The following is a 25,087-nucleotide window of genomic DNA, read 5'->3' as shown; positions in this document are numbered from 1 at the left end:
GCTCCCGCGCCGCGCCGGCGCGGGGTCACTCGAGGTACGCGGCCAGGCCGAGCTCCTGAGCGCGGAGCGCGCCGGCGACGACCCTGGCGATCTGCTCCGCGCCGGAGCGCGCGAAGTGCGTGTGATCATCGCAGAAGAACTCGCCGACCGGCCCTCCGGTCGTCCCGCTCACGTCTCCCCCGGGGACCGGGCAGAAGCCGAGGGTGTTGTACAGCGCGACGCTGTGCTCGTGGAGATCGATCACCGGCACGCCGTGCTCTTCGCCCGCCTCGAGGGTCGCGGTCACATACCCGCCGCGCGTCCCCCGGGCCGTGCTGCCATTGCAGGCGATCGCGCTCACGGGGGTCACGAACACGGGCTGGGCGCCTCGCTCCTGCGCGGCGAGGGCCATCATCCCGTAGCTGCTCTTGAAGGCGTCGAGCCCCACGTGCCGGTCGCACGTGCGCGACCCGTCGTTGATGCCGAACTGGATGAACAGGTAATCTCCCCGCTTCATGCCGTCGAGCATCTCAGTCCACCTGTCCTGCAGCACGGGCTCGCCGCTCGAGTCGCGATCGAGCACGCACTCCCCCGCGCTATCCATGGCGGTCTGCACGTGGTAGAGCCACGTCCGCACGCTGCGGCCGCCGACGGCGCGGTTCACGACGGTGACCCGCTCGTCGAACAGCGCCGCGAACTGGCCGCCCCAGCCCGCCGGGCAGGGGGTCTGCCCGTTGGCGACCGTGGAGTCGCCCGCGATCCAGATCGTGATGTTCGGCAGCGGCTCCATCCCGCCTGACCCGCCGCCGCCGGGATCGCCGCCCGAGCCCCCCGCTCCGGCGGGCGCGTCACCGCCGGCCCCGGCGCTGCCAGCGGTCCCCGTCGACGCCACGGTGCTCCCGGCGCTCGAGCTGCTCGCTTCGGGCGACGCGCCTCCGCCGGCCCCTCCCGCTCCAGCTCCGGTGCCGTCCCCGGAGGCCCCCGGATCCGTGCAACAGGCCAGGGCGAGCAGCGTGACCCACGACACCCGGGCCACCCTCCGACGAGCGGCAGATCCAACGTCCCAGTGCATGAACGAGCCTTTCCTTCAGCGTCCCTGTATCCGGGACGCCTTCCAATCAATCACGGATGGGCGCTTTTTTCTCGAAGCCGTCGACCGCGGCGCATTTCCCGGGCCACCCGGTGCATTTTTGAGGCGTCATTGAAACCCGTCGGCGGGCGGAGGTGCCTCCGGGGCCCGGCGCCTCGTCGGCCGGCCCGCGCTGGAGCTGCAAACCGCGCTCATGCGACGCCCCTACCACGGCGGTCGCTCCACCCCAACGCGCGATCCGGGCTCCTCGGCCCGGTCTCGTCGCTCCGCGCGAGGTGCTCGGCCAGCACCTCCGGGTCCTGCTCGCCGGCCTCCTTCAGCCACGCCCCGGCGAGCCGGTGGCCGAGCGTCCTGTCGCGATCGGTGAGCATCGCGTAGGCGCCCTCCCGCAGGAGCGCATCGCGGAACGCGAGCTCCTCCTCGCCCGCGAACCGCGAGCTCGGCCGACGCTCCAGGACCTCCCGATCGACCAGCTCGGCCCACGCATCGCGCTCGCTCGCCCTCGGTGCCGGCGCGCCGAGCAGCGCGCGCACGCCCCCCGCCCAGCAGACCTCCCCGAAGACGCTGGCCGCCCGCAGCAGCCGCCGCGGCTCGGGCCCGAGCGCCGCGAGGCGCGCCTCCACCATGCCCAGCACCGTCTCCGGCGGCGCGCCGCCGCGCCCCTCCGCCGCGGCCCGGATGAGCTCCTCGAGGCAGAAGGCGTTGCCCCCGGCCCGCCGCACGAGCGCCGAGACCTGCTCGGCCGCGAGCGACGCGCCGAGCGCGCTCCGCACCAGCTGCTCGGCCGCCCGGGCGGGCAGCTCGCGCAGCCGGAGCTCCGAGAGCCCCCGCTCGGCCCAGAGCTGGGGGAACAGCGCGTGGACCTCGGGCCGGGCGAAGGCGAGCACCGCGTAGGGGCGATCGCCGAGCTCCCGCAGCGCCCGATCGAAGATCCTCACCGAGGGCGCGTCACCCCAGTGGAGATCCTCGAGGACGACGAGCATGGGGCGCGCGCCCGTCACTGCCCGCGCGTGGTCGACGTACGCGCGCTGGCTCTCCTCGGCCACCAGCGCCGGATCGCGCCGCGCGGCCCGCAGCGCCGGCGCGGCCGCGTCCCGAGGGGCGACGCCGAGCAGCTCGCCAAGGACCGCGGCCGCCGGCCGCCCTTCCTCGCCCGCGAGCAGCGGCCCGAGCGCCTGCGCGACCTTCTCCCCCCGCACGTCGAGCGCTTCGTCGGGGGCGATCCCGAGCGCGCTCCGCAGCGCTCCGGCGAGCATCGCGAGCGCGGAGCCCGCGCCGAGGGGGTCGCCGCGGGCGACGCTCAGCACCAGGCCGGGGTGACGCCGGCGCAGCGCCTCGACCGCCTCGTGGCGCAGGCGCGATTTGCCCATGCCCGCCGCCGCGGTCACGAGCGCCGCCGCGGCGCGCCGCTCGGTGAAGCTGTCGTCGACGAGCTCGAGCAGCTGCTGCAGCTCCCGCTCGCGCCCGACATAGGGGCTCGGCCTGTCGAGGAGCTCGCGCGCCCCCTCGCCGATCTCGTTCTCGGCCTCGAGCCGCGCGATCCCGTCCTGCGCCACGACCTCGAAGCGCGCGTCGAGCAGGGCCCGCGTCACCGCGTCGATGTGGACGCCCCCGCGCCCGCCGTCCGCGGGCGCGGGCGCGGGCGCGGCGGCCTCCTCCAGCAGCGCGGCCGCCCGGTCCAGCACCTCGCCGAACGGCGCTCGCCCCGTTGTCTCGCCCCGCCCCGTCACCAGCACGACCGCCGCGCCGGGGAGCTGCGCGCGGATCTGCAGCGCGCAGCGCGCCGCGAGCGCCGCCTGGTCGGTCGCGCCGCCCGCGCTCGCCGCGATGGCCGCCACGCTCCCGTCGCCGAGCTCCTGCACCTGCGCGCCGAGCGGCAGGGTCGCGCGGCGCACCGCGGCGAGCGCGCCCGGCGGCGGCGCGCGCACATCGAGGGACTCCGTCGTCGCGCAGAACGACGGTTGCGCGGCCCGGACCGCCACGATCGAGGCCAGCCGCCTCTCCCTCGCGCTGATGGCCTCGGCGCGAGGCAGGCGCGAGGGGGCGCCGCCCCCTCCCAGGGCGCCGAGCGCGTCGAGGCAGCGCGCCACGGCCGCGCCGTCCTCGGGTCGCCCCGACGGGTCCTTGGCCAGCATCCGCGCGAGGAGCGCGTCGAGCGCCTCGGGCACCTCGGGCCGCAGGTCCGTCGCCCGCGGCGGCTCCTCGAGGAGCAGCTTCCACACGAGCGAGAGGTGCTGCCCGCGGAACGCCCGCTGCCCGGTGAGGCACTCGAACAGCACGCAGCCGAGCGAGAAGACGTCGGCGCGCGCATCGACCACCGCCCGGTCGCCCTGCGCCTGCTCCGGGGCCATGTAGCCCAGCGTGCCCAGCACCGCCGACGTCCCCGTCAGGCGGGACGTGGCGTCCGAGAGCAGCGCGATGCCGAAGTCGAGCAGCTTGACCCGATCGAGCGCGCCGTCGACCAGGAAGAGGTTGCTCGGCTTGATGTCGCGGTGAACGATCCCGCGCGCGTGCGCCGCGCCGAGCGCGTCCGCCACCCTCCGCGCGAGGGCGACGCTCTCGCCGACGCGCAGCTCCTGCTGCGACAGCCGATCCGCGAGGCTCTCGCCGGAGAGCCACTCCATCGCGAGGTACGGCTCCCCCGTCGGCGCCACGCCGTGCGTCGCGTACCGCACGATGTGCGGGTGCGTGAGCCGGGACAGCGCCTCGGCCTCGCGGAGGAAGCGCGCCTCCGCGCGCGCGTCCACCCGGCGCAGCAGCTTGACCGCGACGACCTCTCCGCTCGCGCGATCGATGGCCCGGTAGACCGTGCCCATCCCTCCGGAGCCGGCGACCTCCGCCAGCTCGAAGCGGTCGTCGAGCAGCCTGCCGGGCAGCATGGGCTGGTCAGGATGCACCCTCACCCGAGCGCATGGCAAGGCGGAGCGGCGGCGCAATCCTGTCATGGAGCCGGACGGCGACGCTCCTGTCGCCTTCGTGATCCGGCTGCTGGACGAGGGTACCTATCCGCGACGCTGCTCGGTGAGGGGGCTCCCGTCGAACTGGACGTCCACGCTTTCGCCCTGGGACCACTCCCCTGGCCCCGGCGAGGTGACCGTGGGGTCGGCCTGGTGGTCCGGGACGGCCGCGTCCCGCGCGAAGAACTGCAGCACCGGCTGCACCTTGTTGATCTGGTCGAGCGTGGATCTGGCGCGCACCGCCTGCGCGGCGACCTCGCGGTCCATCGACGCCTTCACTCCGGCGATCTTGGACTCCAGCAGCTTGATCTGCTGGTTTCCTTCGGCGAGCACCTCCTGCGTGTGCTCTTCGCCGGTGCGCGTGAACGCCCTCAGCGCCTCGATCTGCTTCGACGCTGCGGCCACGATCTCCTGAGTCGGGACATCGAAGGCCTTGAATGCCGCCTCGACGATGTCCCGCTTCACCGGTGCGGGCGTATCGCCGGGCAGCGTCCTCAGGAGCTCCTGCGCCTTGAGGATCTTGCTCCGCTGCTCGGGGCTCACGCCGGCGGCCAGCAGGATGGCCGCGAAATCGACCTCAGAAGGCGGTGCGGGCACGTCGTCCTCCGGTGCCAGCGGCGGCGAGGGCAGCGACGACACGTCGGACCGTCGGCTGAACGGCGACTTGAAGAAATCGGACAGGCTCAAATCTACCCCCTTTTTGAGGACACCGTCATTCTACATGGTTCCGGGCGGCTGCACAGCCGCCTCTTGGGACCGCCCCTCGCGTCGCGGCGGTTCATTTCTCGCTCGATCCACGCGATCCGTCTCCTTGTTCAGCAGGTCGGAGGATCGCCGCCCCCCTTGTGTCCCCCTGCGTCGCTGCATCCTGTGCGATCGTGGCGAATATAACGCATTGCATCATCGACGACACGGGGTGCTGGAACGGCCGCGAGCGAAAGCGCGGCGTCGATTGAACGTTCCGCCGGCGTCCGGGAACGGAGGTGTATCCGGCCACGCAGCGGCGACCTCTCGAAGGGGTGCCCGAGGCGCGCCCACAAGGAGTCACCGATGACGCCCCTCTCCCCTGCTCCCGCGGCGCGGAGCGCTGCGCCGCGATCTGCCCGGCGCCGGCTCGTGAAGCCGCTCCTCGGCCTCATGGTCTTCGCGGCGCTCTTCCTTGCGCTCGCGTGGCAACTGGACCGGCCATCCGCGGCCTCGGGGCCTCTCGCGGCGGTGGCGGCGGCGAACCCCCTCGGCCAGCTCTCCCGGTCCGGCGCCGATCGCGCGCTCCTCGTCGGCCGCGTCGAGGAGCGCCTCCCGGCCGGCTCGTACACCTATGTCGCCGTGCGCACCGGCGAGGCCCTCACGTGGGCTGTCACGGTCGGCGACGCGCCGCCGCCCGGCACCCCGGTGCAGGTGCGGAGCATGGGTCGCAAGACGAATTTCCACTCAAGCCGCCTCTCGCGGACGTTCCCCGAGCTCGTGTTCGGGGTCGTCTCGCGCGCCGACTGAGCCCCTGGCAGCGCCCGAACCAGAAAGGACAATGACCATGACGACACGCACGTTGAACGAGACCCTCGAGCGCTCCTCGCGCGCCTTCGCCGCCGCGGTCCTCGCGGCGCTCGGGGTGATGCTGCCGGGATGCGGCAACGACGCCGGCGCGACGCCCCCCGACGCGCCCCCCGCCGAGTGCACAGGCGGCGTGCTCGAGGCCGATCTGCAGGCGGAACCGCTGAGCGGGCCCGGCGTCGATCCCGCCACGGGCAAGCTCCAGCCGCCCCCGGAGGGCTCGTCGTACACGGTCAGCGCGACCTACGGGATCCCGAGGCCGGGCGACGCCGTGATGGAGAAATACGTGCAGTACTTCGGGGCGATTCAGGCGCAGCTCGCGTCGCAGCCAGGCCTCGTGGCGATCCAGCTGGGCCAGTCGCCGTCCTGCGGCTCCGGGCGCACGCTGGCCGTGTGGTCGTCGACCGAGGCGATGGTCGAGTTCGTCATGAGCCCTGCCCACCTGGCGGCGATGGACGCCGTGAACGAGCTGGTCGAGCCCAACTATGCGGTCACCCACTGGGAGGCGGCCGGCGCCGACGAGGTGACCCTCGAGGAAGGGGTCCGCCGCATCCAGGCGAGCGAGACCCGGGCGCGGTGAGCTCGCGCCGCGACGGCTGCGCCGCGGCGCGGCCCGCCGCGGTCGAGGATCAGCGGGCGGCCGCGCTCGCCGCGCGCTGCGCGCCGAGGCGGCTCATCGCGTAGGCGAGCCCGCTCTGGAGCGTGCTCTGCGTGGAGATCCCGCCGAAGTCGATGCCCAGGCTCACCAGCGTCCTCGCGATCTCCGGGCCGATGCCCACCATCACGCTCCGACAGCCGAGCAGCTCCGCCGCCTGCACGGCGCGGATCAGGTGGCGCGCCACGGCGGTGTCGATCATCGGCACGCCGGTGATGTCGAGGATCACGAACTCCGCGCCCCGCTGCCCGATGGCGCCGAGCAGGCTCTCCAGCGCCTGGGCCGCGCGCTGGTCGTTGATCTCCCCGACGAGCGGCATGAGCAGGATCCCCTGCCAGACCTGGATGACCGGCATCGCCATGCGATCGAGCATCGCCGACTGCGCGTCGATGATCGCCCGCTGCTCCCGGTTCTCCGCCGCCATCCGCTCGGCCTCCATGTGCCGCTGCTTCAGATCGGTGATGTCGGTGATGAGCCCGCAGAGGCCGACCACCTCGCCCCGCGCGTTCTTCATCGGGAACTTGCGGGTCCAGATCGTGCGCGTCACCCCGTCCGAGCCGGTGGCGCTCTCCTCGTTCTCGCTCGGCTCACCGGAGTCGAAGACCACATCGTCGTAGCTCCAGAACACCTCCGCCTGCTCCTTCGGCCAGTAATCCGGGTCACTGCGGCCGATCAGGGCCTCGTGGCGCTGCCCGATCAGCCTGCAGAAGCCCGGGTTGCAGGCGATCCAGCGGTGTTGCCGATCCTTGACGAAGATGGGATCCGGGATGGTGTCGATGACGAGCTGGAGCAGCTCGAAAGTCTTCCAGTCAGAGACGTCGATGCAAGGGAGCTTGAACGCCATGCAGCCAAACCCATCTCCCCCCGGTCAGCCTCTCGTTATCAGCCATTGTGGATCGCGCCGCAAGGACAGAAACGGGCGGGGTACCACGCCAAGCGACGAAGAGGTATTGGCGCACGCCATAACGTCTTGAACGTACTTCGTCTTTCTAACGGTCACTACATATCTGCGTGGAGCTTGACGAGCGGCGCCGTGGTGAGGCCGACGGAGCTCCGCGCGAGCGGTCGCGTGCCGGCCGGCAGCTCGTCCGCCACCGTCACCGCGAGGTCCACCGAGCGGCGCGGGGGGCGATCTCGGGGCGGCGCTCTCCGCGGAGCCGGGGACATGGCGAGGTGTCAACGGTGGTTGTGAAAATTTCTTCTCTTGGCGCTCTTGGCGCTCTTGGCGGTTCCTCTCCTTCTCTAACTCTCGCGCAGCGCTGCAGAGCCCCCTCGGCGGTCTGATCGGGCGACTTTGTCGGCGAGGTGGCGGAGATCGCACATTTCAGATCGACGCGTGATCAATTCGTCTCGGTGGGGGAATTCACCGGCGCCGCACAGCAACGCCGGCGTTTACGCGGATTTGCTGCAATTTTATGCGTCACAGCCGCTGATCGGGTCTTGCACGCTGGAGCCGATCGGGCGATGGCGCGCCCTGCAGGCACCACTGCGCGTCGGGTACCCTTCGTCCAACCCACCGGAAAGCTGGGGCCACGGGAGCCCCATCCTGCATGAGAATCGTCGACATCCGCGCCACCACCGTCACCGTGCCGCTCGAGGCGCCGCTGCGCCACGCGAACGGCTGCCACTGGGGCCGCTTCGTGCGCACGATCGTGGAGGTCGAGGCGGACAACGGGCTGATCGGCCTCGGGGAGATGGGCGGCGGCGGCGAGTCGGCCGAGGCGGTGTTCCGCGCCATGAAGGCCTACCTCGTGGGCCACGACCCCGCCCGCCTCGAGGAGATGCGGTTCAGGATCGCGAACCCGACGGCCTCGCTCTACAACAACCGCACCCAGATCCTCGCCGCGCTGGAGTTCGCCTGCCTCGACCTGCTCGGGCAGGCCTTCGGCGTGCCGGTCCACGACCTCCTCGGCGGCAAGCTGCAGGACGAGGTCCCCTTCGCGTCCTACCTCTTCTTCCGCTACCCGAACGCCGATGGATCGGGCGAGGTGCGCACGCCGAAGCAGATCGCCGACGAGGCGAGGGCGCTGAAGAAGAAGCACGGGTTCACCTCGCACAAGCTCAAGGGCGGCGTGTTCCACCCGGATTACGAGCTCGAGTGCTACCGCGCGGTGGCCGACGCCGTCGGGGAAGATCGCGTCCGCTTCGACCCGAACGCCGTCTGGTCGACGGAACAGGGCATCCGCTTCGGGCAGGCGATCGAGGATCTGAACAACGACTACCTGGAAGACCCCGTGTTCGGCCTGCACGCGATGCGCCGCACCCGGGAGAAGGTGCGGATGCCGCTCGCGACGAACACCGTCGTCGTCGGCTTCGAGCAGCTCGCCGCGAACGTGCTGGACACGGCGGTGGACGTCATCCTCCTCGACACGACGTTCTGGGGCGGCATCCGGCCCTGCGTGAAGGCGGCGGGCATCTGCGAGACCTTCGGCCTCGGCGTCGCCGTCCACTCCTCGGGCGAGCTCGGCGTGCAGCTCGCGACGATGCTGCACCTCGGCGCCGTCATCCCGAACCTCTCGTTCGCCGCCGACGCGCACTACCACCACCTCAAAGACGACGTGATCCGGGGAGGCCCGCTCCCCTACCGGAACGGCCGTATTCGCGTCCCCGAGGGCCCCGGCCTGGGCGTCCGCCTCGATCGCGACAAGCTCGCCCACTACGCCGAGGAATACCGCCGCCTGGGCTCCTATCCCTACGACAGAGATCCGCTGCGCCCGGCCTGGTGCGCGACCGTGCCGAACGATCGCTGGGCCGATCCCAAGGACGACCGAATCCCCGAGGTGCCGAGATGACCCTCGCCGAACGCGTGGCCAAGGCGGTCGCCGCCGCGCCCGTCATCGATCTCCACACTCACCTCTTCGCCCCCCAGTTCAACACGCTGAACCTCTGGGGCGTCGACGAGCTCTTGACCTATCACTACCTCGTCGCCGAGACCCTGCGCGCCGAGCCGAAGGTCGCGCCCGAGGCGTTCTACGCCCGCGACAAGACGGCGCAGGCCGATCTCGTGTGGGAGGCGCTCTTCGTCCGCCGATCGCCGCTGTCCGAGGCGACCGCGGGGGTCGCCACCGTGCTCGACGCGTTCGGGCTCGACCCCGCCGCGCCCGACCTGCGCGACGCGCGCGCCTTCTTCGCCGCGCGCAAGGTCGAGGAGCACCTGGAGGACGTGCTGCGCCTCGCGGGCGTGACCGCGCTCGCGATGACGAACGACCCGACCGACCCCGCGGAGCGCGCGATCTGGGAGGCGGACGTCGCGCCCGATCCGCGGTTTTACGCGGCGCTGCGCATCGATCGCCTCGTCACCTCGAACGACCTCGCGGCCGAGCTCGACCGGTGGATCGCCCGCATGCGGCCGCGCTACCTGGCGATCTCCGTCAACGAGGTCTCGGCCCCGCCCCGGGCCGTGCTGGACGCGTGCCGCGCGCACGACCTGCCGTTCGCGATGATGGTCGGCGTCCGGCGCGCGGTGAACCCCCGCCTCGGCGTGGCCGGCGACGGCATGAGCACCGTCGACCTGGCCCCGCTCGAGCGGCTCGCCGGCGACAACCCCGACGTCCGCTTCCTCGTCACGACGCTCGCGCGCGAGAACACGCACGGCCTCTGCGTCGTGGCGCGCAAGTTCGCGAACGTCCTCCCGTTCGGCTGCTGGTGGTTCATGAACAACCCGAGCCTCATCGAGGAGACGACCTCGATGCGGCTGGAGATGCTGGGGCCGACCTTCGTGCCGCAGCACTCCGACGCACGCGTCCTGGATCAGCTGATCTACAAATGGCGCCACGCGCGCCGCTCGATCGGCAACGCGCTTTCGCGACGCTACGGCGCGATGTCCGTCCCGCCGACCGACGCGCAAATCGAGCGCGACGCGCGCGCGCTCCTGGGCGGCATCGCCGGGGAATGGCTGGGAGCATGACCCAAATCTTCGACATCGCGGGCCGCACGGCCGTCGTGATCGGCGGCACCTCCGGCATCGGCCGCGCGATCGCCCTCGGCCTCGCCGAGGCGGGGGTCCACACCGTCGCCTCGGGCACGCGCGCCGATCGGGCCCGGGCGGTCCATGGCGAGATCCTCCAGCGGGGCGTCCGCTCGCTCGAGGCGACGTGCGACGTCAGCGACCGGGCGTCCCTCGACGCCCTGCGCGACGGCGTGGTCCAGGCGCTCGGCGGCGTCGACATCCTCGTCAACTGCGCCGGCCGGACCTTCCGCACACCCACGGTCGACGTCGGAGACGCCGAGTGGAACAGCCTGCTCGACACGAACGTCACGGGCATGCTGCGCGCCTGCCAGTCGTTCCACGGCCCGCTGCGCGAGAGCGGCCGGGGCCGCATCGTCAACATCGCCTCGCTGTCGAGCTTCGTCGCGTTCCACGAGGTGGCGGCCTACGGCGCATCCAAGGCGGCCGTGATGGCGCTCACCCGGAGCCTCGGGGCCGAGTGGGCGAAGCACGGTATCCGCACGAACGCCCTCGTGCCGGGCGTCTTCGTGACCGACCTCAACCGCGCCCTCCTCGACGGCACCGCGCGCGGGCAGGAGCTGCTCGCCCGCACGCCGCTCGGCCGCTTCGGCGAGACGCAGGAGCTGATCGGCGCGGCCCTCTTCCTCTGCTCTGACGCGGTGAGCTTCATCACCGGCACGAGCATCGCAGTCGACGGTGGCTTTCTAGCTTCTGGGGTGAACCAATGACCGCTGCATCTCCCGTGGTCCCGGCGAGCGGCGGCGTGATGACGCGCACCCGCTGGACCATCTGCGCGCTCCTCTTCTTCGCGACGACGATCAACTACCTCGACCGGCAGCTCTTCTCGCTGCTCGTCCCGTTCTTCGAGGACGAGCTGCGCCTCGGGCCGACGGACCTCGCGCTCATCAACGTGAGCTTCCTGCTCGCCTACGGCTTCGGCATGGTGTTCGTCGGGCGCTGGATCGACCGCGTCGGCACCCGCAAGGGGCTCACCGTGACGTTCCTGCTCTGGAACGTCGCCTCTGCGGCCCACGCCTTCGTCGGCAGCTTCAGCGGCTTCGCCGCGATCCGCTTCCTGCTCGGGGTCGGCGAGGCGGGCAACTTCCCCTCCGCCGTCCGCACCGTCGCCGAGTGGTTCCCCAAGAAGGAGAGGGCGCTCGCGACCGGCCTGTTCAACTGCGGCTCGAACGTCGGCGCCATCCTCGCCCCGCTCCTCGCGGTGCGCATCGCGGAGGCGTACGGCTGGCGCGCCTGCTTCCTCTTCCTCGGCGGGATCGGCGTCGTGTGGATCTTCTTCTGGACGCGCCTCTACCGGCGCCCCGAGGAGCACCCGAAGGTGTCGCCCGCGGAGCTCGCGCACATCCGCTCCGACGCGAAGGAGTCGACCGAGGCCCTCGGCATCAGCGAGGTGTTCGGGATGCGGCCCGTCTACGCGGTCGCGATGGCGAAGTTCTTCACCGACGCGCCGTGGTGGTTCTATCTCACCTGGCTGCCGAAGTTCCTCGTCGGCGAGTTCAAGCTGACGCCGATGTTCATGGCCTACGCGATCCCGGTCGTGTTCATCGTGGCCGACGGCGGCGCGATCGGCGGCGGCTGGCTCTCCTCGAAGCTCATCGCGAGCGGCCGCTCGGTCGGCACGGCGCGGAAGCTCGCGATGCTCGCCTGCGCGCTCGCCGCGGTGCCCGTCATGGCCGTCGGCCAGCTCGTCGACGTCCCGAGCGTCGCCGGCATCCCGTCGGTGTACATCGCCGTCGGGCTCATCTCGCTCGCCGCGGCGGCGCATCAGGGCTGGAGCAGCAATCTCTACACGCTCGTCTCGGACACCCTGCCTCGCCCCGCGATGGCGACGGTGGTCGGCATCAAGACCGCGTTCGGCGTCGTCGGCGGGGCGATCTTCCAGATCTTCGTGGCCCGGTCGCTCACGCTCACCGGCTCGTACGCCGTGCCGTTCCTGCTCGCAGGCAGCCTGTACCTCGTCGGGCTGCTCGTGCTGCACCTCCTCTTGCCGCGGGTCGAGCCGGTCGTGCCCAGGCGGCGGGTGCCGAAGGCGGCGATCGTCGCCGGCGGCCTGGCGATGCTGGCCAGCATCGCGGCCCTGCAGTTCGCCCTCAACCGTCCTCCGTACGACTCCGTCGCCGAGTACCGCGCGACGCGGTCCGCCCAGCTCGGCGCGACGGGCGCGCCGGTCGAGGGCCCCGCCGCTCACGTGGGCTGGATGGACGCGCGCTGGTATCTCTGGCCGACGGCCCAGGGGACCAAGGCCGAGCTCGTCAAGCTCGACCGCGACGGGCGGCCCATCGTCGAGTCCAGGGGCGCCGGCGCCAAGGGCTATACGGGCCCGTCCGTCGCAGAGGTGCAGTCGTCCGCAGCGCCGGGAGGCAACCCGTGAGCTCCGCCCCCGGCGAGCCTCATCGCCTCTCCGCGGCTCTCACGTCCCCTCGCGCCCTCCTCCGCGACTCGGCCCCTCCGTCGCGCGGCCAGCGCTCCTGCCGGTGAACCATGCCCTTCACGCTCCGCGATCCTGCTGCCTGCCGCTGGGACCTCGTCTCCCTCGGCGAGGTCATGCTGCGCCTCGATCCAGGCGACGGTCGGATCTCGACCGCGCGCGGCTTCCACGCCTGGGAGGGCGGCGGCGAGTACAACGTCGCCCGCGGCCTCCGCCGCTGCTTCCGGCTCCGGTCGGCCATCGTGACCGCCCTCGCGGACAACCCGGTCGGGCGCCTCATCGAGGATCTCATGCTGCAGGGCGGCGTGGACATCTCGCACCTCCGCTGGGTGCCCCACGACGGCGTGGGGCGGACCGTGCGCAACGGCCTGAACTTCACCGAGCGGGGCTTCGGCATCCGCGGGGCGGTGGGCGTCTCGGACCGCGGCCACACCGCCGCGTCGCAGCTGAAGCCCGGCGACATCGACTGGGACGCGATCTTCGGTCGGGAGGGCGCGAGGTGGTTCCACACCGGCGGCATCTTCGCCGCGCTCTCCGAGACCACGCCGGACGTCGCGAAGGAGGCCATGGAGTCGGCCAGGCGGCGCGGGGTCGTCGTCTCCTACGATCTGAACTACCGCCCTTCGCTCTGGAGGTCGATCGGCGGCCAGGCCCGCGCGCGGGAGGTCAACCGCGCGCTCGCGCCGTACGTCGACGTGATGCTGGGCAACGAGGAGGACTTCACCGCGGCCCTCGGCTTCGAGGTCGAGGACCTCGACGACGCGCACAGGACGCTCCACGTGGGCGCGTTCGAGGCCATGATCGAGCGCGTCATCGCGGCGTTCCCGAACATCCAGGCGGTCGCGACGACCCTGCGTGTGGCGACCTCGGCGACGCGCAACGACTGGAGCGCGGTGCTGTACGAGGGCGGCCAGCTGTACCAGGCGCCCGAGCGCAAGGACCTCGAGATCTACGACCGCGTGGGCGGCGGCGACTCGTTCGCTTCGGGCCTGATCTACGGCTTCCTCGCGGGTCAGGGCCCGCAGTGGGCCGTCGACTGCGGCGCGGCGCACGGGGCGCTCGCGATGACGACGCCCGGCGACACGACGATGGCGACCCTTGACGAGGTACTCAAGGCGATGAAGCTGGGCACGGCGCGGGTGGATCGATGAGCGGGCCGATGAACAAGCAAGCCGTGCTCGGCTGGATCGGGCGCACGCGCATCGTGCCTGTCGTGCGCGCGGGCTCGGCCGACGAGGCGCTGCAGGCGGTCGAGGCCCTCCTCGACGGCGGGATCGACGTCCTCGAGATCACGATGACCGTGCCCGGCGCGGTGGAGGTCGTGCGCGAGATCGCCGCGCGCCACGGCGATCGGGCCCTTGTCGGCGCGGGCACCGTGCTCGACGCCCGCACCGCCGAGGCGTGCGTCGAGGCCGGGGCGCGCTTCGTCGTCAGCCCCGCGCTCGACGAGGCGACGGTGAAGGCGTGCCTCGCCATGAACGTCGTCCACGCCCCCGGCGCGCTCACGCCGACCGAGGTCGTGGCGGCGCACCGGGCGGGCGGGGACGTCGTGAAGGTGTTCCCCTGCGACGCGCTCGGCGGCGCGTCGTACCTCAAGTCGCTCAAGGCGCCTCTGCCGCACATCCCGCTCATGCCCACCGGCGGCGCGACGCTGCAGAACGTGGGCTCTTTTCTCGCCGCGGGCGCGGTGGCCGTCGGCGTCGGCAGCAATCTCGTGGATCTCAAGCTCTTGCGCGAGGGGCGGCGCGACGAGCTCGTCGCCCGGGCCCGCGCATTCCGCGAGGCCGTCCGCCCGGCTTGAGGCGGACACAGCAGGCGCGAACGCCGTTCGTCGTTTCGACCCCGGTCTGCGCCGCCGGGCAGCCGTGATGATCAAGACGCCCGGGCCGTGATCCGCCCGGTGTGACGTAAAAATATAACAAAATCAATTACTTGCGGCGCTCGCGAGGATCCCCGGCGCCGTCGAACATCAGGGGCTTCGAACATGAACCAATCGAAGGTTGCGAACCTATTCGGTGCGTCGATTCTCTTCGCGGCGGCGGCGGCGCATGGCCAGGCTCCCCCGCCGGCGCCGCCTCCGGGGGCGGCGGCTCCGGCCCCGGCTGCGGCGGCGGCTCCGGCCCCGGCTGAGGCGGCGGCTCCGGCCCCGGCTGAGGCGGCGCAAGCCCCCCAGCCGGCGGACGCCGGCATGACGCAGCTCCCGACGGGCACGCAGGCGCCGGCCACGCCTCCGCCGATGGCGGGCACCGGGCCTGCGGCTGCGGCGCCGGAGCCGGTCCCTCCGGTGGAGTCGGCCAAGCCGCCCGTTCCGGCCGCCGCTCCCGTGACCTCCAAGTGGAAAGCCACGATCTACGGGATGGCGGAGTTCGACATCATGCACGACTCCACCCAGAGCTTCGGCGAGTCGGTGGGGGCCACGGTGATCCAGCGCGAGGACACCTATGCGGGCAGGCACGCCCGCACGCATTTCACGACGCGGAACTCCCGCCTTGGCGTCAAGGTGAGCGCGCCCGAGTACGAGGGGATCAAGGCCACCTCCGTCCTGGAGCTCGACTTCTTCGGCAGCCAGCCGCCCAACGTCTCGGAAGCCGCGCTGGTGAGCAGCGGCACCTTCCGCCTGCGCCAGGCGTTCGTCAAGCTGGAGTCGGATTACGTCGACGTGGTGATTGGCCAGACCTATCACCTGTTCGCGTGGCAGCCGTTCTTCTTCCCGGCCACGTCGTCGTTCTTCCCGGTGATGAACCAGGTCTTCGGCAGGATGCCGCAGGTGCGCGTCGGCCACACCTTCAAGTCGGAGCCGGTCAACGTCGAGATCGCGGCGGCCGTCGTCAAGCCGCCGCAGCGCGACTCCGAGGTGCCCGACTTCCAGGCGGGCATGCGCTTCGGCTTCAACGGCTGGAAGGGCATTCACACGCTGGGCGCCGGCGGGATGTTGTTCGACTCGTTGACCCTCGGCGTCTCGGGCCTGTTCCGCCACTTGAAGGTGGCCGAGCACACCGCCGCCCCGCTCCACTCGAGGTCTGCCAACGGCTACGGGATCTCGGTCGACGCGCTGATCCCGATCATCCCGGCGAGCGCGCTCGACGACCCGGGCAATGCGCTGACGTTGACCGGCTCGTTCTTCTCCGGCACGGGCATCGCGGACATCGTGGGCGTCGCGAGCAACGTGCCGAACCCGCCGCTCCCGGACGGCGCGCCCTACACGCCGGACATCGACAACGGCCTCGCGGTGTACGACGCGAACAACGACCTCAAGACCATCGGCTGGCGCGGGATGATGGTCGGGCTCCAGTACTATCTGCCCCCCTCGGGCCGCGTCTCCCTCTCCGCCAACTATACCCAGGGCTGGTCGGATCGGATCACGGCGGAGCACGGCTACAGGGACCTTCGCACCGCCTTCCGCGAGTCGCGCTACATCGATGGCAACCTGTTCGTCGACATCCTGCCGGCCCTCCGCGCGGGCCTCTCGTTCCAGCGCTCGGAGCAGACGTTCGCCGACGACGTGACCGCGACAAACGAGCGCTTCAAGCTGTCCCTCTACAGCTTCTTCTGAGCGGCGCTCGGCCGCGTCGCCCTCAAGCCGGGCCGGGTCGAGCCACCCTGCTTCGCGCGCGACGAGCATGGGGGCACTCGCTTCGCCAGCGGGCGCGTCCTGCATTACAATGACCCATGTCGCCATCTTATGTCCCTGTAAATCGACAGTGGCGCTGTGATCGTCGCAGCACCGCTGGTTCTTTCCAGCTCCTCCTGATTGCCGCGATGGCCGGGTTCGGCGCGTCGGTGACCGGATGCGAGGTCGAGGAACGCAACTTCGGCGACGGGGGGAGCGGCGGCGCTGGTGCCTCGAACCCTGATTCCGGGGGGAGCTGCGCTGTGCCGTCGGATTGCCCTGCTCCGGCGGATCCATGCCAGATCTCGGCGTGCGTCGACGGCAGGTGCGGCGCGGCGCTGCTGCCGGAGGGGACCGAGATCGAGCCGGTGGCGGGCGATTGCCAGCGGACGGTCTGCGATGGCCGCGGCGCTCGGAAGGGGGTCCCCGCGGACGAGCTCCCGGACGATGGCAATCCCTGCACCGTCGACGCCTGCGCCGGGGTGACGCCCGAGCACTCGCCCCAGCCAGGGTCGTCGTGCCCAGGAGGGATCTGCGATGAGGCTGGCCAATGCGTGCCGGCGGGGTGCTCGTGCCCAGGCGGGGACTGCGACGAGGCTGGCGAATGCGCGTCGGCAGAGTGCGTGGATGACGCCGATTGCGACTCCTCGACGGAATGTGCGGAGCACATCTGCATCGACGGTGCCTGCCTGACGGAGCCCGTTCAGCGAGGGATGCCGTGCGGCTGGGGGGGGCAGGAGCAGTGCGACGGGGAGGGCCAGTGCATGGGCGATGAGTGCGTCGAGGACAGCGATTGTGCGTGCGGATTCTCCGAGACCTGCATTTGCTTGGCCGGGTCCTGCTATCCCCTGGAGGACTGAGGGGCTCCTGGGCAGCGATGGGCTCGACGTGTGTCCCGCGAGGGGCATCCCCTCGTCCGATCGAGCAAGCCCAGGAATAACCGGCCCGGGAGCGCCGCATAGAGCACAATCTCTGACGAGAGCGGAAACCGGGCCGGTGTCTCGTGCGGTGTGGGGACCCAGCTGCTTCTCCTGCTCACATGAGAAGGAGAACAGGGGACGAGTGTGCACGATCGGGGCTCTTCCTCCGCAATGCGATCGAACGAGCGCGCATCGGGCTCCCGGTGGGTCGCTCGGCGCGCTCGGGGCCGCGAGGGAAGCGCTTCCCCCGCGAGAGACCCCGTGGTGCGCCGCGCCGGATCGATGCTCCCTGCGCCATTCGAGCTGCACCTTCTCCTCGGTTCGTGGGTATGCTTGTCGCCGCGATGGTGGGCTCGCTCGCCGATCGCGCTGGCTGCGAGGGGCGCCGGCGGAGATCGGAGGGGTGCCCGTCTCCGCGCGTGAAGGAGGGACGATGATGACGCCGAATCGAGCCGCAAAGGGATGTCCGGTGCTCCACTTCAAGCCGGACGCGCCGGGGTTCGACGCGGACCCTTACCCCGCGTACACGGAGCTGCGCGAGTCCGCGCCTGTGTATTTCTGGCCGGATGCGCAGTCCTATGTGGTGAGCCGCTTCGACGATGTGGCGAGCGTGCTGCGCGATCCGCGGCTCGCGACCGATCCCGCGGCGGCCGGGCTGCCCGCGCCCGAGGCGGGGCTGCCGGAGCCGAGCCGCGCGCCGTTCGAGCACTCGCTGTTCCGCCTCGCACCCAAGGACCACGCGCGCGTCCGCCGGGCCGTGAGCCCTGCCTTCACCCCGCGCGCGATCGACCGCCTGCGCCCGATGATCCAGCGCACGGTCGACGAGGCGCTCGCGCCGTTCGAGGGCAAGGACGAGATCGAGATCGCGGAGTTCGCCGATTTCATCCCCCTGCGCGTCGTCGCCTCGATGCTCGACATCCCGGGAACGCACGAGAAGATCTTCCGGGACTTCGGCGAGGCGCTCATCAGGACCGTCGACCCGCGCCTCACCCCCGAGACGTTCGCGGCGGTCGTCGCCCCGGTGCCTGCGGGCGTGGAGCTCCTCCGCGAGCTCATCGCCGAGCGGCGCGACCGCCTGGGCGACGATCTCTTGAGCACGCTCATCCGCGCCGAGGCCGAGGGGGACCGGCTGAGCGAGGACGAGATGCTCGGGCTCGTCGCCACGATCCTCGCTGCCGGCTCGGAGACCACGGTGCATTTCATCTGCTTCGGCGTCATGTCGCTGCTCTGCGTGCCCGAGCGCGCGGCGGCGGTGCGGGCCGAGCCCGCGCTCCTGCGCGGCGCGATGGACGAGCTCCTGCGCTTCGACAATTTCGGCAAGGGAGGGATCGTGCGGTACTGCACGGAGGACGTCGAGATCGGCGGCGTGCGCATGGGCAGGGGGTCGACCCTCGTCGCGATCCTGCCGGCGGCGCTGCGCGATCCTCGCGCCATCCCCGACGCGGACCGCTACGACCCGCGGCGGCAGTCCGAGGAGATCCTGAGCTTTGGCCTCGGGCCGCATTACTGCCTGGGCGCCTCGCTCGCGCGGCTCGAGGGCGAGGTCGCCATCGGGACGTTGATGCGCCGCTACGCGGACATGCGGGTCATCGGAGAGCCCACGTACGCGCGGCACCCGATCCTCCGCAAGCTCTCGTCGCTGCGCGTGGCGGTGACGCCCGCGGCTCGGTCCGGGGTGGGCGGATGAGCCGGGTCGTCGTGGACCGGGATCTCTGCGAGGCCAACCAGGCCTGCATGCGGGTCGCGCCGGAGGCCTTCCGCGTGGACGAGGAGGATCGGCTCCACGTCCTGCTGGACGAGGTGGACCCGGCGCTGCGGCCGAAGGTCGAGCGGGCGGTGCGGGCGTGCCCGCGGCGAGCGCTCGAGATCGTGGATTAAGGGGTATCCGGGGGAGGGCGCGCGCGCCGGAAAGGGTCGCCCACGTCGCCGTTCGTGGTAGGATCGCGCTCCGCAAGAGGAGATCGGATCGCATGCCTGCCGACGTGGACGCCGAAGTGGACAGGTTGACAGATCTGGCGCTCGCCCTCCCGCCGGCGCTGCGTGAGCTCGTGGCCTACCGGATCTGGGAGAGCCTCCACCCCGAGGAGAGCTGGCCTCTCGCATCAGGGCAGATCGAGGAGATCCGAAGGCGAGCAGCGGAGGTCGAGGCAGGGACGGTGCAGCTCGTGGACGGCGAGGACGTCCTCCGCAATGCGCGCGCCCGGATCGATGCGCGCCGGCAGTGAGGCGGTTCCGGTTCCACCCGCGTGCGCTTCAGGAGTTCGAAGAGGCGGTCGACCATTATCTCGAGCTGTCGCCCGAGGCGGCATCGCGGTTCGTCGATGCGTTCGAGGCGGCCGTCGGTTTCGCTCGACGGAACCCTGACGCCGCGGCGCGGATCGAGGATGACGTGCGGCGGTGGAACCTGCGCAAGTTCCCTTACGCGTTGATCTACCGGCTCTCGAGCGAGCACATCGTTATCATCGCTGTGATGCACGCTCGCCGCGAACCTGGATACTGGAAGAGCCGAATCTCTTCATAGCAGGGTCGGGGCGGGCGTCCTCGACCGAGCCCGCGGCAGCTCATCACTCGCTGGATCCGCGGCAAGACCCGGGGTCTTGCCGACGATGCGGATCAGCAACGCGGCCACGACAAGGCCCGCGAACGGCCAGTAGAACGGGTCCGACGCCGCGCGCTTGCCGAAGGAGTTCATGAATGACAGCCACAGATAATAGGATGCCGCGAGATGAAGCGCCTTCCACGCCCGGGGGCCGAGCCAGGCCGCGGTGCGCCTGAAGGACGTGACGGCCATCGCGAGGATGAAGACGTAGCCGAGGCCCGAGATCACATGGGTCGATGGCGGGACCCGCGAGTGATAGAGCACCGGATCCATGAAGGCATACGCCATGATGGCCAGCGCGTGGATGGCGTGCGAGCCCGCGAACGACAGGCCAAGGTAGCGGCGGTTGGCGCGCTGCCAGCGCGTGAAGGTGCTGGGCCACAGGCGGAACGCCGCCGACGCGGTGAAGGCCAGCAGGAACAGCGCCAGGGAGGTGCGCGCCGTCGTCCGCAGGACCATGCGCACGCCATCCACCGAGAAGTCGCTGCGCCACAGGATCGCGACCGCGACGGCCGCGATGATCAGCAGGCTCGTGCGCAGCAGGGACCATCCTTGAAGATGTCTCAGGGGGCTCATTGGGGGTCAGTCCTTGGACGGGGGAGGGATACTCCGGTTGGAAGCTGCGCGCTCGCGCGCGGGTTGCGCGACCGCATCGCCCTGGATGACCTCGTCGAGGCCCTCCGGGCGCAGCGCACCCACCGCTCCTACGCGGGGCGGCGTCGCCGGTTTCGTCGCGGCGGCGCCGGACGGGCGCTGTCTCGTCCATCCCGGATCGGACGGTCGAGCCGTATGGCTCGACGCCGTCCACGACGGCTCGCGTCGTGTGCTGTATGCTGCCGTCATGAGCTGGAAAGAGAGCTGTCGCTCCCGCCTCCGCGAGCATCTCGACCCGCGCGGCGATCTCGCTCCGCCATGGGAGCGCTTCCCCGACTACGAGCGCCACACCCTCGGTTGGCGAATGGGCGCAGGTGAGGACTGGATGGGGCTGTGGGGCGTCTTCCTCGAGCAGCTTGCCCCGGATCCCGAGAGCCGCATCGCCTACCTGCGACGCCACCCGCCCGCTCCCATCAGCTGGGCAGACGCCGTTCACGATGTCCTGTACCCCGCGGAGGGTGGCGACGAGGACGACAGCGACGAGGACGACAGCGACGAGGACGACCCGACTGCGGTGGTCCAGCGCCGCTCCGCGCTCCTGGAACAGGGGCTCATCGCGTCCGACGTCGCTTTCACCACCTGGCTCGCCCAGCAGAAGGAGCTGAGCTGGCCGTGGGAGATGTACCCGACGCCCGAGGACGCGGCCCGCTACAACACCCGCGAGCTCTGGTTCTGGTCGCGCCAGGTCGCCGAGCTCCGGAAAGGCAGCGGATGGACGCCCCCCGGCGTGCCGGAGAGCTGGCGAGCGTGCGCACAGGCGCTCGAGACAGGGGACGCTGGCATGCTCGATCCTCACCGCGGGCTCCTGTCGCTCGCCCGAGTGCTCTGCGCCGGGCACGTGAAGGCGCCCTGGCAGCTCGGCCTGTCGCTCGCCGATTTCGCCGACTCCTTCGAGGACGACATGGGTTATGTCGACGCGTTCCGCCTGTGGGGAATGTCGGCCTTCGATGACGCCGACCAGCTCCGCCGCTACCTCGACGCCACGCGCATGCCGCCGGACTGGGAGGCGTGGGTCGCGGAGCAGCTCCCCGTGGCGTGAGCCGAGATGGCTCCCTTGTGGGCGCGCGGTGTTCACGGCGGGCTCATCCGCACTGTGAGTGCTCGCTTCGTCTGCCGAAACTCGAAGCGATTCGAGGTGTCAAGGGCGAATCGCCGCTCGTGAAGCGCCGCGTGCCATCCCCGTCGCCGATCTGTCGCGTATCCGCGCGGTCCGCGTCGACGCGAGCGGGAATGTGCGCGGCGTCGACTGGCTGGCTCAAGGCGCGGGCGGCGCAGCCGGCCCGAGCGGGCCCGACGCCGCGAGATACCGCTGCACCGTGCGAAGGCTGATCCCGAGCCGCTTTGCGGCCCTCGAGCGATTGCCGCTCTCCAGCGCCAGCGCGGCGTCGAGGATCTTCCGGAGCGACTCGTCCAGCGTGGCGTCGAGGGAGATCTCCAGCACGCGAGCGCCTCCGGAGCCCGATGCGGAAAGGGCCTCTCCGGCCGGGGCCAGCTCCCGGAGCGGCCTTGGAAGATCGCGCACCCGGACCTGCTTGCCCGATCGCAGGAGCGTGAGCAGCTCGATGACGCTCCGGAGCTCGCGCACGTTGCCCGGCCAGTCGTGCCGGCGCAAAGCGGCCATCGCGGCCCGCGTCATCCGGGCCGGCGGCTCCCCGTGCTTGGCGGCGAGCTGCTGCAGGAACAGGTGCACGAGCGGCGGGAAATCGGCCTGTCGCTCCCGGAGGGGCGGCACCAGCAGCGTGACCCCCTGGATACGATAATAGAGGTCGGCCCGGAAACGGCCGGCCTTCACCTCCTCCTCCAGCGGCCGCAGCGTCGCGCACACGATGCGGGCGTCCACGGACAGCTTCTCGGTGCCGCCGACGCGCATGAACTTCCTGTTCTCCAGGAAGCGCAGGAGCTTTGCCTGAACCGAGATCGGCATCTCGCCGATCTCGTCGAGGAAGAGCGTCCCGCCGTCCGCCGCCTGGATCTTGCCGCGCGTCCTCTCGACCGCTCCGGTGAAGGCGCCTCTCTCGTGGCCGAACAGCTCGCTCTCGAAGAGCGCCTCCGGCACGGCAGCGCAGTTGATGGGGATGAAAGGACCCGAGCGACGGAGCGACAGATCATGGACCTGGCGGGCGAGCACTTCCTTGCCGGTCCCGCTCTCGCCGACGAGCGAGATCCCCACCTCCTTCGGGGCCACCGTGCGAAGAACGCGGCCGAGATCCCGCATCGCAGCCGACCGCATCACGGGCTCGATAACTACGTCAAGCTGTCGCGATCGGCGGTTCACGATGAAATTATAGCGACAATATGTCGCCATGCCACATCCATCCCGCTGTTTGCGCTGGACGGGTAGGGATCGCGCGACGAACAGAGGACATCGTCGCGTGGCACCGATGTTGCTGTGCCCCGTGGCCGTGACCGACGTGGCTGTGACCGCCGTCGCTGTGACCGACGTGGCTGCGCGGGAGAAGGCGCATCGCGGCGCCACGCGCCGGTGGCCATCGGAGCAGCCGAGAGGCGCCTGAAGGAAAGAACAAGCATGCAGAACGAAGAGCTCGACTCCTGGGTACTCTCGGTCGCGACGCACGTCCGCCCCTCGAGCATCCACTGGTGTGACGGTACGGACGCGGAGATCAGGTGGCTCCAGAAGCAGATGGTCGCGAAGGGCGTGCTGGCGCCGCTCGATCCGGACAGATACCCGCGGAGCTTCCTGCATCGCTCCCCTCCGGACGACGTGGCTCGCGCGGAGCCTCCGCCGCTCCTCTGCACGCAGCAGCGCGTCGACGCCGGGCCGACGAACACCTGGATGTCCGAGGACGACGCGAGCCGGATCGTGTGGCCGCTGTTCGCCGGGGCGATGGCGGGCCGGACGCTGTTCGTGGTCCCGTACCTCCTCGGCCCGTGCGGCTCGCGCTTCAGCCGCGTGGGGGTGCAGCTCACGGACAGCCCGTACGTCGTCGCGAGCCTTCGGCTCATGACGCGCATGGGGAAGGCGGCCCTGGAGCACCTCGGCAGCTCCTCCGACTTCGTTCGAGGTCTCCACAGCACGGGCGATCTCTCCCCGGACCGCCGGTACGTCGTCCACTTCCCCTCGACGAAGACGATCTGGAGCATCGGCTCCGGGCACGGGGACAGCGCGGTCCTCGGCACGTCGTGCCACGCCCTCCGCATGGCGAGCGCGCAGGCACGGAAGGAAGGTTGGCTCGCGGAGCGCATGCTCCTCCTGGAGCTGACCGATCCGGAGGGAGACCTGCATTACATCGCCGTGGCCAGCCCCGGCGCCGGCGGGAACACGCGCCTGTCGACGCTGTTCCCGGACGTGCCCGGATGGTCGGCGAAGGTGCTCGGCGACGACGTCTGCTGGATGCACGCGGGGGAGGACGGGCAGCTCTGGGCCATCAACCCGCTGGCCGGGATGTCCGGCGTCGTGAGCGGGACGAGCCTCAAGGAGAACCCCAGCGTCAAGCAGCTCCTTCGTCACGATGTCCTGTTCACGAACACCGCGCTTCAGCAGGACGGCGCGCCGTGGTGGGAGGGCATGGGCGAGGAGCCGAGAGACGGGCTCGTCGACTGGCGGGGGCGCCCGTGGTCGGCCTCGTCGCCGGAGCCCGCGGCGCACCCGGACGCGCGGTTCACTGTCGCGGCGAGCCAGTGCTCCACCGTGACGCGCGCGATCCACGACCCGAAGGGCGTGCCCATCTCCGCCATCGTCTTCGCCGGCGGCGGGGCGGAGGTGGCGCCGCTCGTGTACGAGGCCACGAGCTGGGCGCAAGGCGTGTACATCGGAGCCACCCTGCTCTCGCAGACGACGCCCGCCGCGGCGCCGCGGAGCGACCCGATGGGGATGCTCGCCTATTGCGGTTACAACATGGGCGACTACTTCGCTCACTGGCTGTCCATCGGCGCGCGGCTGCCGAGGGCGCCGCGGGTCTTCCATGTCAACTGGCACCGCGCCGACAGGGGCAAGCCCCTGTGGCCCGACCGCGGGCACGAGGCGCGCGTCCTGAAGTGGATCGTCCAGCGCGTGCAGCGGAACGCCGCCGCGCGGCTCACGCCGATCGGGTTCGTTCCCACCGAGCTCGACGTGGCCGGCCTGGGCCTCTCCGCGGACCACGCCCAGAAGCTGCACGAGGTCGATCTTCGCGCCTGGACAGAGCAGATGGCCCGCAATCAGGAGCTCCTCGCGCGCTTCGGGAACCGCTTGCCCGAAGCGCTGCGCGGCGAGCACGAAGGCATCGTCCACCGCCTGAAGATGGCGTCGAACTGATGGTGAAGAAGACAAGGGCCGCGGTGCACTCCAGCGTGCGACGACGACGGGGCGATCCGCTTCACGTGGTGATCGTCTCGGACAACGCGGAGACGCTGGATGGGCTGCAAGAGTACCTCCAGCGCGCCGGCGTGACGGCGCACGTGACGCGCCACCTGCGCGCGCCGGTGCTGGACGGCGCCGCCATCTCGGCGATCGTGCTCTTCCCGGACGATTACCCGCTGGCGGAGGTCGAGGCGGCGGTCGAGCGCATCACGCGCGACCGTCCCGGCGTGCTCCCCCTCCTCGTGACCCGGAATCCTCGAGGTTTCGCGGCGCTCGCGACGGGCGGAGGCGCGCGCCATCTCCTCACGATCATCCCGAAGCCCGCCTGGGGATGGACTATCCTGGACACCATCCGTGCGCGGGTGGTGGAGGTGTGA

At 71.1% G+C, this 25,087-nt stretch carries 22 protein-coding genes; 16 read left to right on the top strand and 6 right to left on the bottom strand.

Going from position 1 to position 25,087, the window contains the following annotated elements:
- Window positions 1–25 precede the first annotated feature (25 nt).
- The 3 genes from WMF17_RS26810 to WMF17_RS26800 all read right to left on the bottom strand — a co-directional run bounded on the left by WMF17_RS26810 (window position 26) and on the right by WMF17_RS26800 (window position 4,713).
- Window positions 26–1,006 carry a GDSL-type esterase/lipase family protein gene (locus WMF17_RS26810; protein ID WP_437643979.1) on the bottom strand — a complete coding sequence of 327 codons (981 nt, stop codon included), beginning with the start codon at window positions 1,004–1,006 and terminating at the stop codon, window positions 26–28.
- 254 nt (window positions 1,007–1,260) lie between these two features.
- Window positions 1,261–3,948 (bottom strand): protein kinase domain-containing protein, encoded by a 2,688-nt coding sequence (locus WMF17_RS26805; protein WP_437643977.1) that lies wholly within the window; start codon window positions 3,946–3,948, stop codon window positions 1,261–1,263.
- Between the two features lie 123 nt (window positions 3,949–4,071).
- On the bottom strand, window positions 4,072–4,713 hold the full coding sequence (locus WMF17_RS26800; RefSeq protein ID WP_437596009.1) for a hypothetical protein: 642 nt from the start codon (window positions 4,711–4,713) through the stop codon (window positions 4,072–4,074).
- A 363-nt stretch (window positions 4,714–5,076) separates the two neighbouring features.
- Here WMF17_RS26800 and WMF17_RS26795 point away from each other — a divergent pair, with 363 nt between their 5' ends.
- The gene (locus tag WMF17_RS26795; protein WP_437596008.1) at window positions 5,077–5,520 is read left to right on the top strand and encodes a hypothetical protein; all 444 of its coding nucleotides are present in this window, start codon (window positions 5,077–5,079) and stop codon (window positions 5,518–5,520) included.
- Window positions 5,521–5,557: 37 nt separating this feature from the next.
- Window positions 5,558–6,157, top strand: a complete 600-nt coding sequence (locus WMF17_RS26790; protein ID WP_437596007.1) for an antibiotic biosynthesis monooxygenase family protein — start codon at window positions 5,558–5,560, stop codon at window positions 6,155–6,157.
- Window positions 6,158–6,206: 49 nt separating this feature from the next.
- On the opposite strand, the gene WMF17_RS26785 is transcribed toward WMF17_RS26790, so the two are convergent.
- Window positions 6,207–7,076, bottom strand: a complete 870-nt coding sequence (locus tag WMF17_RS26785) for a PAS domain-containing protein (protein WP_437596006.1) — start codon at window positions 7,074–7,076, stop codon at window positions 6,207–6,209.
- Between the two features lie 706 nt (window positions 7,077–7,782).
- Between WMF17_RS26785 and WMF17_RS26780 the strand changes: the two genes are divergently transcribed.
- The 11 genes from WMF17_RS26780 to WMF17_RS26730 all read left to right on the top strand — a co-directional run bounded on the left by WMF17_RS26780 (window position 7,783) and on the right by WMF17_RS26730 (window position 19,678).
- Complete coding sequence (locus tag WMF17_RS26780) at window positions 7,783–9,024, top strand: enolase C-terminal domain-like protein (protein WP_437596003.1); 1,242 nt, start codon at window positions 7,783–7,785, stop codon at window positions 9,022–9,024.
- Window positions 9,021–10,139 (top strand): hypothetical protein, encoded by a 1,119-nt coding sequence (locus WMF17_RS26775; RefSeq protein ID WP_437596002.1) that lies wholly within the window; start codon window positions 9,021–9,023, stop codon window positions 10,137–10,139. Before WMF17_RS26780 ends, WMF17_RS26775 begins: the two co-directional genes overlap by 4 nt.
- Window positions 10,136–10,909, top strand: coding sequence for an SDR family NAD(P)-dependent oxidoreductase (locus WMF17_RS26770; RefSeq protein WP_437596001.1), 774 nt, complete (start codon window positions 10,136–10,138; stop codon window positions 10,907–10,909). Before WMF17_RS26775 ends, WMF17_RS26770 begins: the two co-directional genes overlap by 4 nt.
- Window positions 10,906–12,570 (top strand): MFS transporter, encoded by a 1,665-nt coding sequence (locus WMF17_RS26765; RefSeq protein ID WP_437596000.1) that lies wholly within the window; start codon window positions 10,906–10,908, stop codon window positions 12,568–12,570. Before WMF17_RS26770 ends, WMF17_RS26765 begins: the two co-directional genes overlap by 4 nt.
- A 110-nt stretch (window positions 12,571–12,680) precedes the next feature.
- Window positions 12,681–13,778 (top strand): PfkB family carbohydrate kinase, encoded by a 1,098-nt coding sequence (locus tag WMF17_RS26760; RefSeq protein WP_437643975.1) that lies wholly within the window; start codon window positions 12,681–12,683, stop codon window positions 13,776–13,778.
- 8 nt (window positions 13,779–13,786) lie between these two features.
- Window positions 13,787–14,428, top strand: coding sequence for a bifunctional 4-hydroxy-2-oxoglutarate aldolase/2-dehydro-3-deoxy-phosphogluconate aldolase (locus tag WMF17_RS26755; protein WP_437595998.1), 642 nt, complete (start codon window positions 13,787–13,789; stop codon window positions 14,426–14,428).
- A 387-nt stretch (window positions 14,429–14,815) separates the two neighbouring features.
- Window positions 14,816–16,180 (top strand): hypothetical protein, encoded by a 1,365-nt coding sequence (locus WMF17_RS26750; protein ID WP_437643973.1) that lies wholly within the window; start codon window positions 14,816–14,818, stop codon window positions 16,178–16,180.
- A 1,410-nt stretch (window positions 16,181–17,590) separates the two neighbouring features.
- The gene (locus WMF17_RS26745; RefSeq protein WP_437643971.1) at window positions 17,591–18,844 is read left to right on the top strand and encodes a cytochrome P450; all 1,254 of its coding nucleotides are present in this window, start codon (window positions 17,591–17,593) and stop codon (window positions 18,842–18,844) included.
- Window positions 18,841–19,035: a ferredoxin gene (locus WMF17_RS26740; protein ID WP_437477000.1), complete on the top strand. Its 195-nt coding sequence runs from the start codon at window positions 18,841–18,843 to the stop codon at window positions 19,033–19,035. Before WMF17_RS26745 ends, WMF17_RS26740 begins: the two co-directional genes overlap by 4 nt.
- Before the next feature lie 92 nt (window positions 19,036–19,127).
- Entirely contained in the window at window positions 19,128–19,382 is a 255-nt protein-coding gene (locus tag WMF17_RS26735) for an addiction module protein (protein WP_437573748.1), read from the top strand.
- Window positions 19,379–19,678, top strand: coding sequence for a type II toxin-antitoxin system RelE/ParE family toxin (locus tag WMF17_RS26730; protein ID WP_437595993.1), 300 nt, complete (start codon window positions 19,379–19,381; stop codon window positions 19,676–19,678). The genes WMF17_RS26735 and WMF17_RS26730 overlap by 4 nt, the downstream gene beginning before the upstream one ends.
- Here the strand turns inward: WMF17_RS26730 and WMF17_RS26725 are convergent.
- Window positions 19,673–20,332: a hypothetical protein gene (locus WMF17_RS26725; protein ID WP_437643969.1), complete on the bottom strand. Its 660-nt coding sequence runs from the start codon at window positions 20,330–20,332 to the stop codon at window positions 19,673–19,675. The genes WMF17_RS26730 and WMF17_RS26725 overlap by 6 nt on opposite strands.
- Window positions 20,333–20,597: 265 nt before the next feature.
- On the opposite strand from WMF17_RS26725, the gene WMF17_RS26720 reads away from it, so the two are divergent.
- Complete coding sequence (locus WMF17_RS26720) at window positions 20,598–21,449, top strand: hypothetical protein (RefSeq protein ID WP_437643967.1); 852 nt, start codon at window positions 20,598–20,600, stop codon at window positions 21,447–21,449.
- Window positions 21,450–21,665: 216 nt separating this feature from the next.
- On the opposite strand, the gene WMF17_RS26715 is transcribed toward WMF17_RS26720, so the two are convergent.
- Complete coding sequence (locus WMF17_RS26715; protein ID WP_437643965.1) at window positions 21,666–22,640, bottom strand: sigma-54 interaction domain-containing protein; 975 nt, start codon at window positions 22,638–22,640, stop codon at window positions 21,666–21,668.
- A gap of 252 nt (window positions 22,641–22,892) precedes the next feature.
- Here WMF17_RS26715 and WMF17_RS26710 point away from each other — a divergent pair, with 252 nt between their 5' ends.
- Complete coding sequence (locus WMF17_RS26710) at window positions 22,893–24,665, top strand: phosphoenolpyruvate carboxykinase (GTP) (protein ID WP_437643963.1); 1,773 nt, start codon at window positions 22,893–22,895, stop codon at window positions 24,663–24,665.
- On the top strand, window positions 24,665–25,087 hold the full coding sequence (locus tag WMF17_RS26705; protein ID WP_437643961.1) for a hypothetical protein: 423 nt from the start codon (window positions 24,665–24,667) through the stop codon (window positions 25,085–25,087). The genes WMF17_RS26710 and WMF17_RS26705 overlap by 1 nt, the downstream gene beginning before the upstream one ends.

The sequence above is a fragment of the Sorangium sp. So ce362 genome, assembly GCF_051519845.1.
Taxonomy (GTDB): Bacteria; Myxococcota_A; Polyangia; order Polyangiales; family Polyangiaceae; genus Sorangium.
The sequence above is the reverse complement of the archived record's forward strand: the minus strand, read 5'-3'. Positions and strand labels throughout refer to the sequence as shown.

What these genes read in the sequence shown, in the direction of transcription:
- WMF17_RS26805 (WP_437643977.1), bottom strand. Translation starts at nt 3,948, where the DNA reads ATGCTGCCCGGCAGGCTGCTCGACGACCGCTTCGAGCTGGCGGAGGTC.
- WMF17_RS26795 (WP_437596008.1), top strand. Translation starts at nt 5,077, where the DNA reads ATGACGCCCCTCTCCCCTGCTCCCGCGGCGCGGAGCGCTGCGCCGCGA.
- WMF17_RS26790 (WP_437596007.1), top strand. Translation starts at nt 5,558, where the DNA reads ATGACGACACGCACGTTGAACGAGACCCTCGAGCGCTCCTCGCGCGCC.
- WMF17_RS26785 (WP_437596006.1), bottom strand. Translation starts at nt 7,076, where the DNA reads ATGGCGTTCAAGCTCCCTTGCATCGACGTCTCTGACTGGAAGACTTTC.
- WMF17_RS26780 (WP_437596003.1), top strand. Translation starts at nt 7,783, where the DNA reads ATGAGAATCGTCGACATCCGCGCCACCACCGTCACCGTGCCGCTCGAG.
- WMF17_RS26775 (WP_437596002.1), top strand. Translation starts at nt 9,021, where the DNA reads ATGACCCTCGCCGAACGCGTGGCCAAGGCGGTCGCCGCCGCGCCCGTC.
- WMF17_RS26770 (WP_437596001.1), top strand. Translation starts at nt 10,136, where the DNA reads ATGACCCAAATCTTCGACATCGCGGGCCGCACGGCCGTCGTGATCGGC.
- WMF17_RS26765 (WP_437596000.1), top strand. Translation starts at nt 10,906, where the DNA reads ATGACCGCTGCATCTCCCGTGGTCCCGGCGAGCGGCGGCGTGATGACG.
- WMF17_RS26760 (WP_437643975.1), top strand. Translation starts at nt 12,681, where the DNA reads ATGCCCTTCACGCTCCGCGATCCTGCTGCCTGCCGCTGGGACCTCGTC.
- WMF17_RS26755 (WP_437595998.1), top strand. Translation starts at nt 13,787, where the DNA reads ATGAACAAGCAAGCCGTGCTCGGCTGGATCGGGCGCACGCGCATCGTG.
- WMF17_RS26750 (WP_437643973.1), top strand. Translation starts at nt 14,816, where the DNA reads ATGACGCAGCTCCCGACGGGCACGCAGGCGCCGGCCACGCCTCCGCCG.
- WMF17_RS26745 (WP_437643971.1), top strand. Translation starts at nt 17,591, where the DNA reads ATGATGACGCCGAATCGAGCCGCAAAGGGATGTCCGGTGCTCCACTTC.
- WMF17_RS26740 (WP_437477000.1), top strand. Translation starts at nt 18,841, where the DNA reads ATGAGCCGGGTCGTCGTGGACCGGGATCTCTGCGAGGCCAACCAGGCC.
- WMF17_RS26735 (WP_437573748.1), top strand. Translation starts at nt 19,128, where the DNA reads ATGCCTGCCGACGTGGACGCCGAAGTGGACAGGTTGACAGATCTGGCG.
- WMF17_RS26725 (WP_437643969.1), bottom strand. Translation starts at nt 20,332, where the DNA reads ATGAGCCCCCTGAGACATCTTCAAGGATGGTCCCTGCTGCGCACGAGC.
- WMF17_RS26720 (WP_437643967.1), top strand. Translation starts at nt 20,598, where the DNA reads ATGAGCTGGAAAGAGAGCTGTCGCTCCCGCCTCCGCGAGCATCTCGAC.
- WMF17_RS26715 (WP_437643965.1), bottom strand. Translation starts at nt 22,640, where the DNA reads ATGCGGTCGGCTGCGATGCGGGATCTCGGCCGCGTTCTTCGCACGGTG.
- WMF17_RS26705 (WP_437643961.1), top strand. Translation starts at nt 24,665, where the DNA reads ATGGTGAAGAAGACAAGGGCCGCGGTGCACTCCAGCGTGCGACGACGA.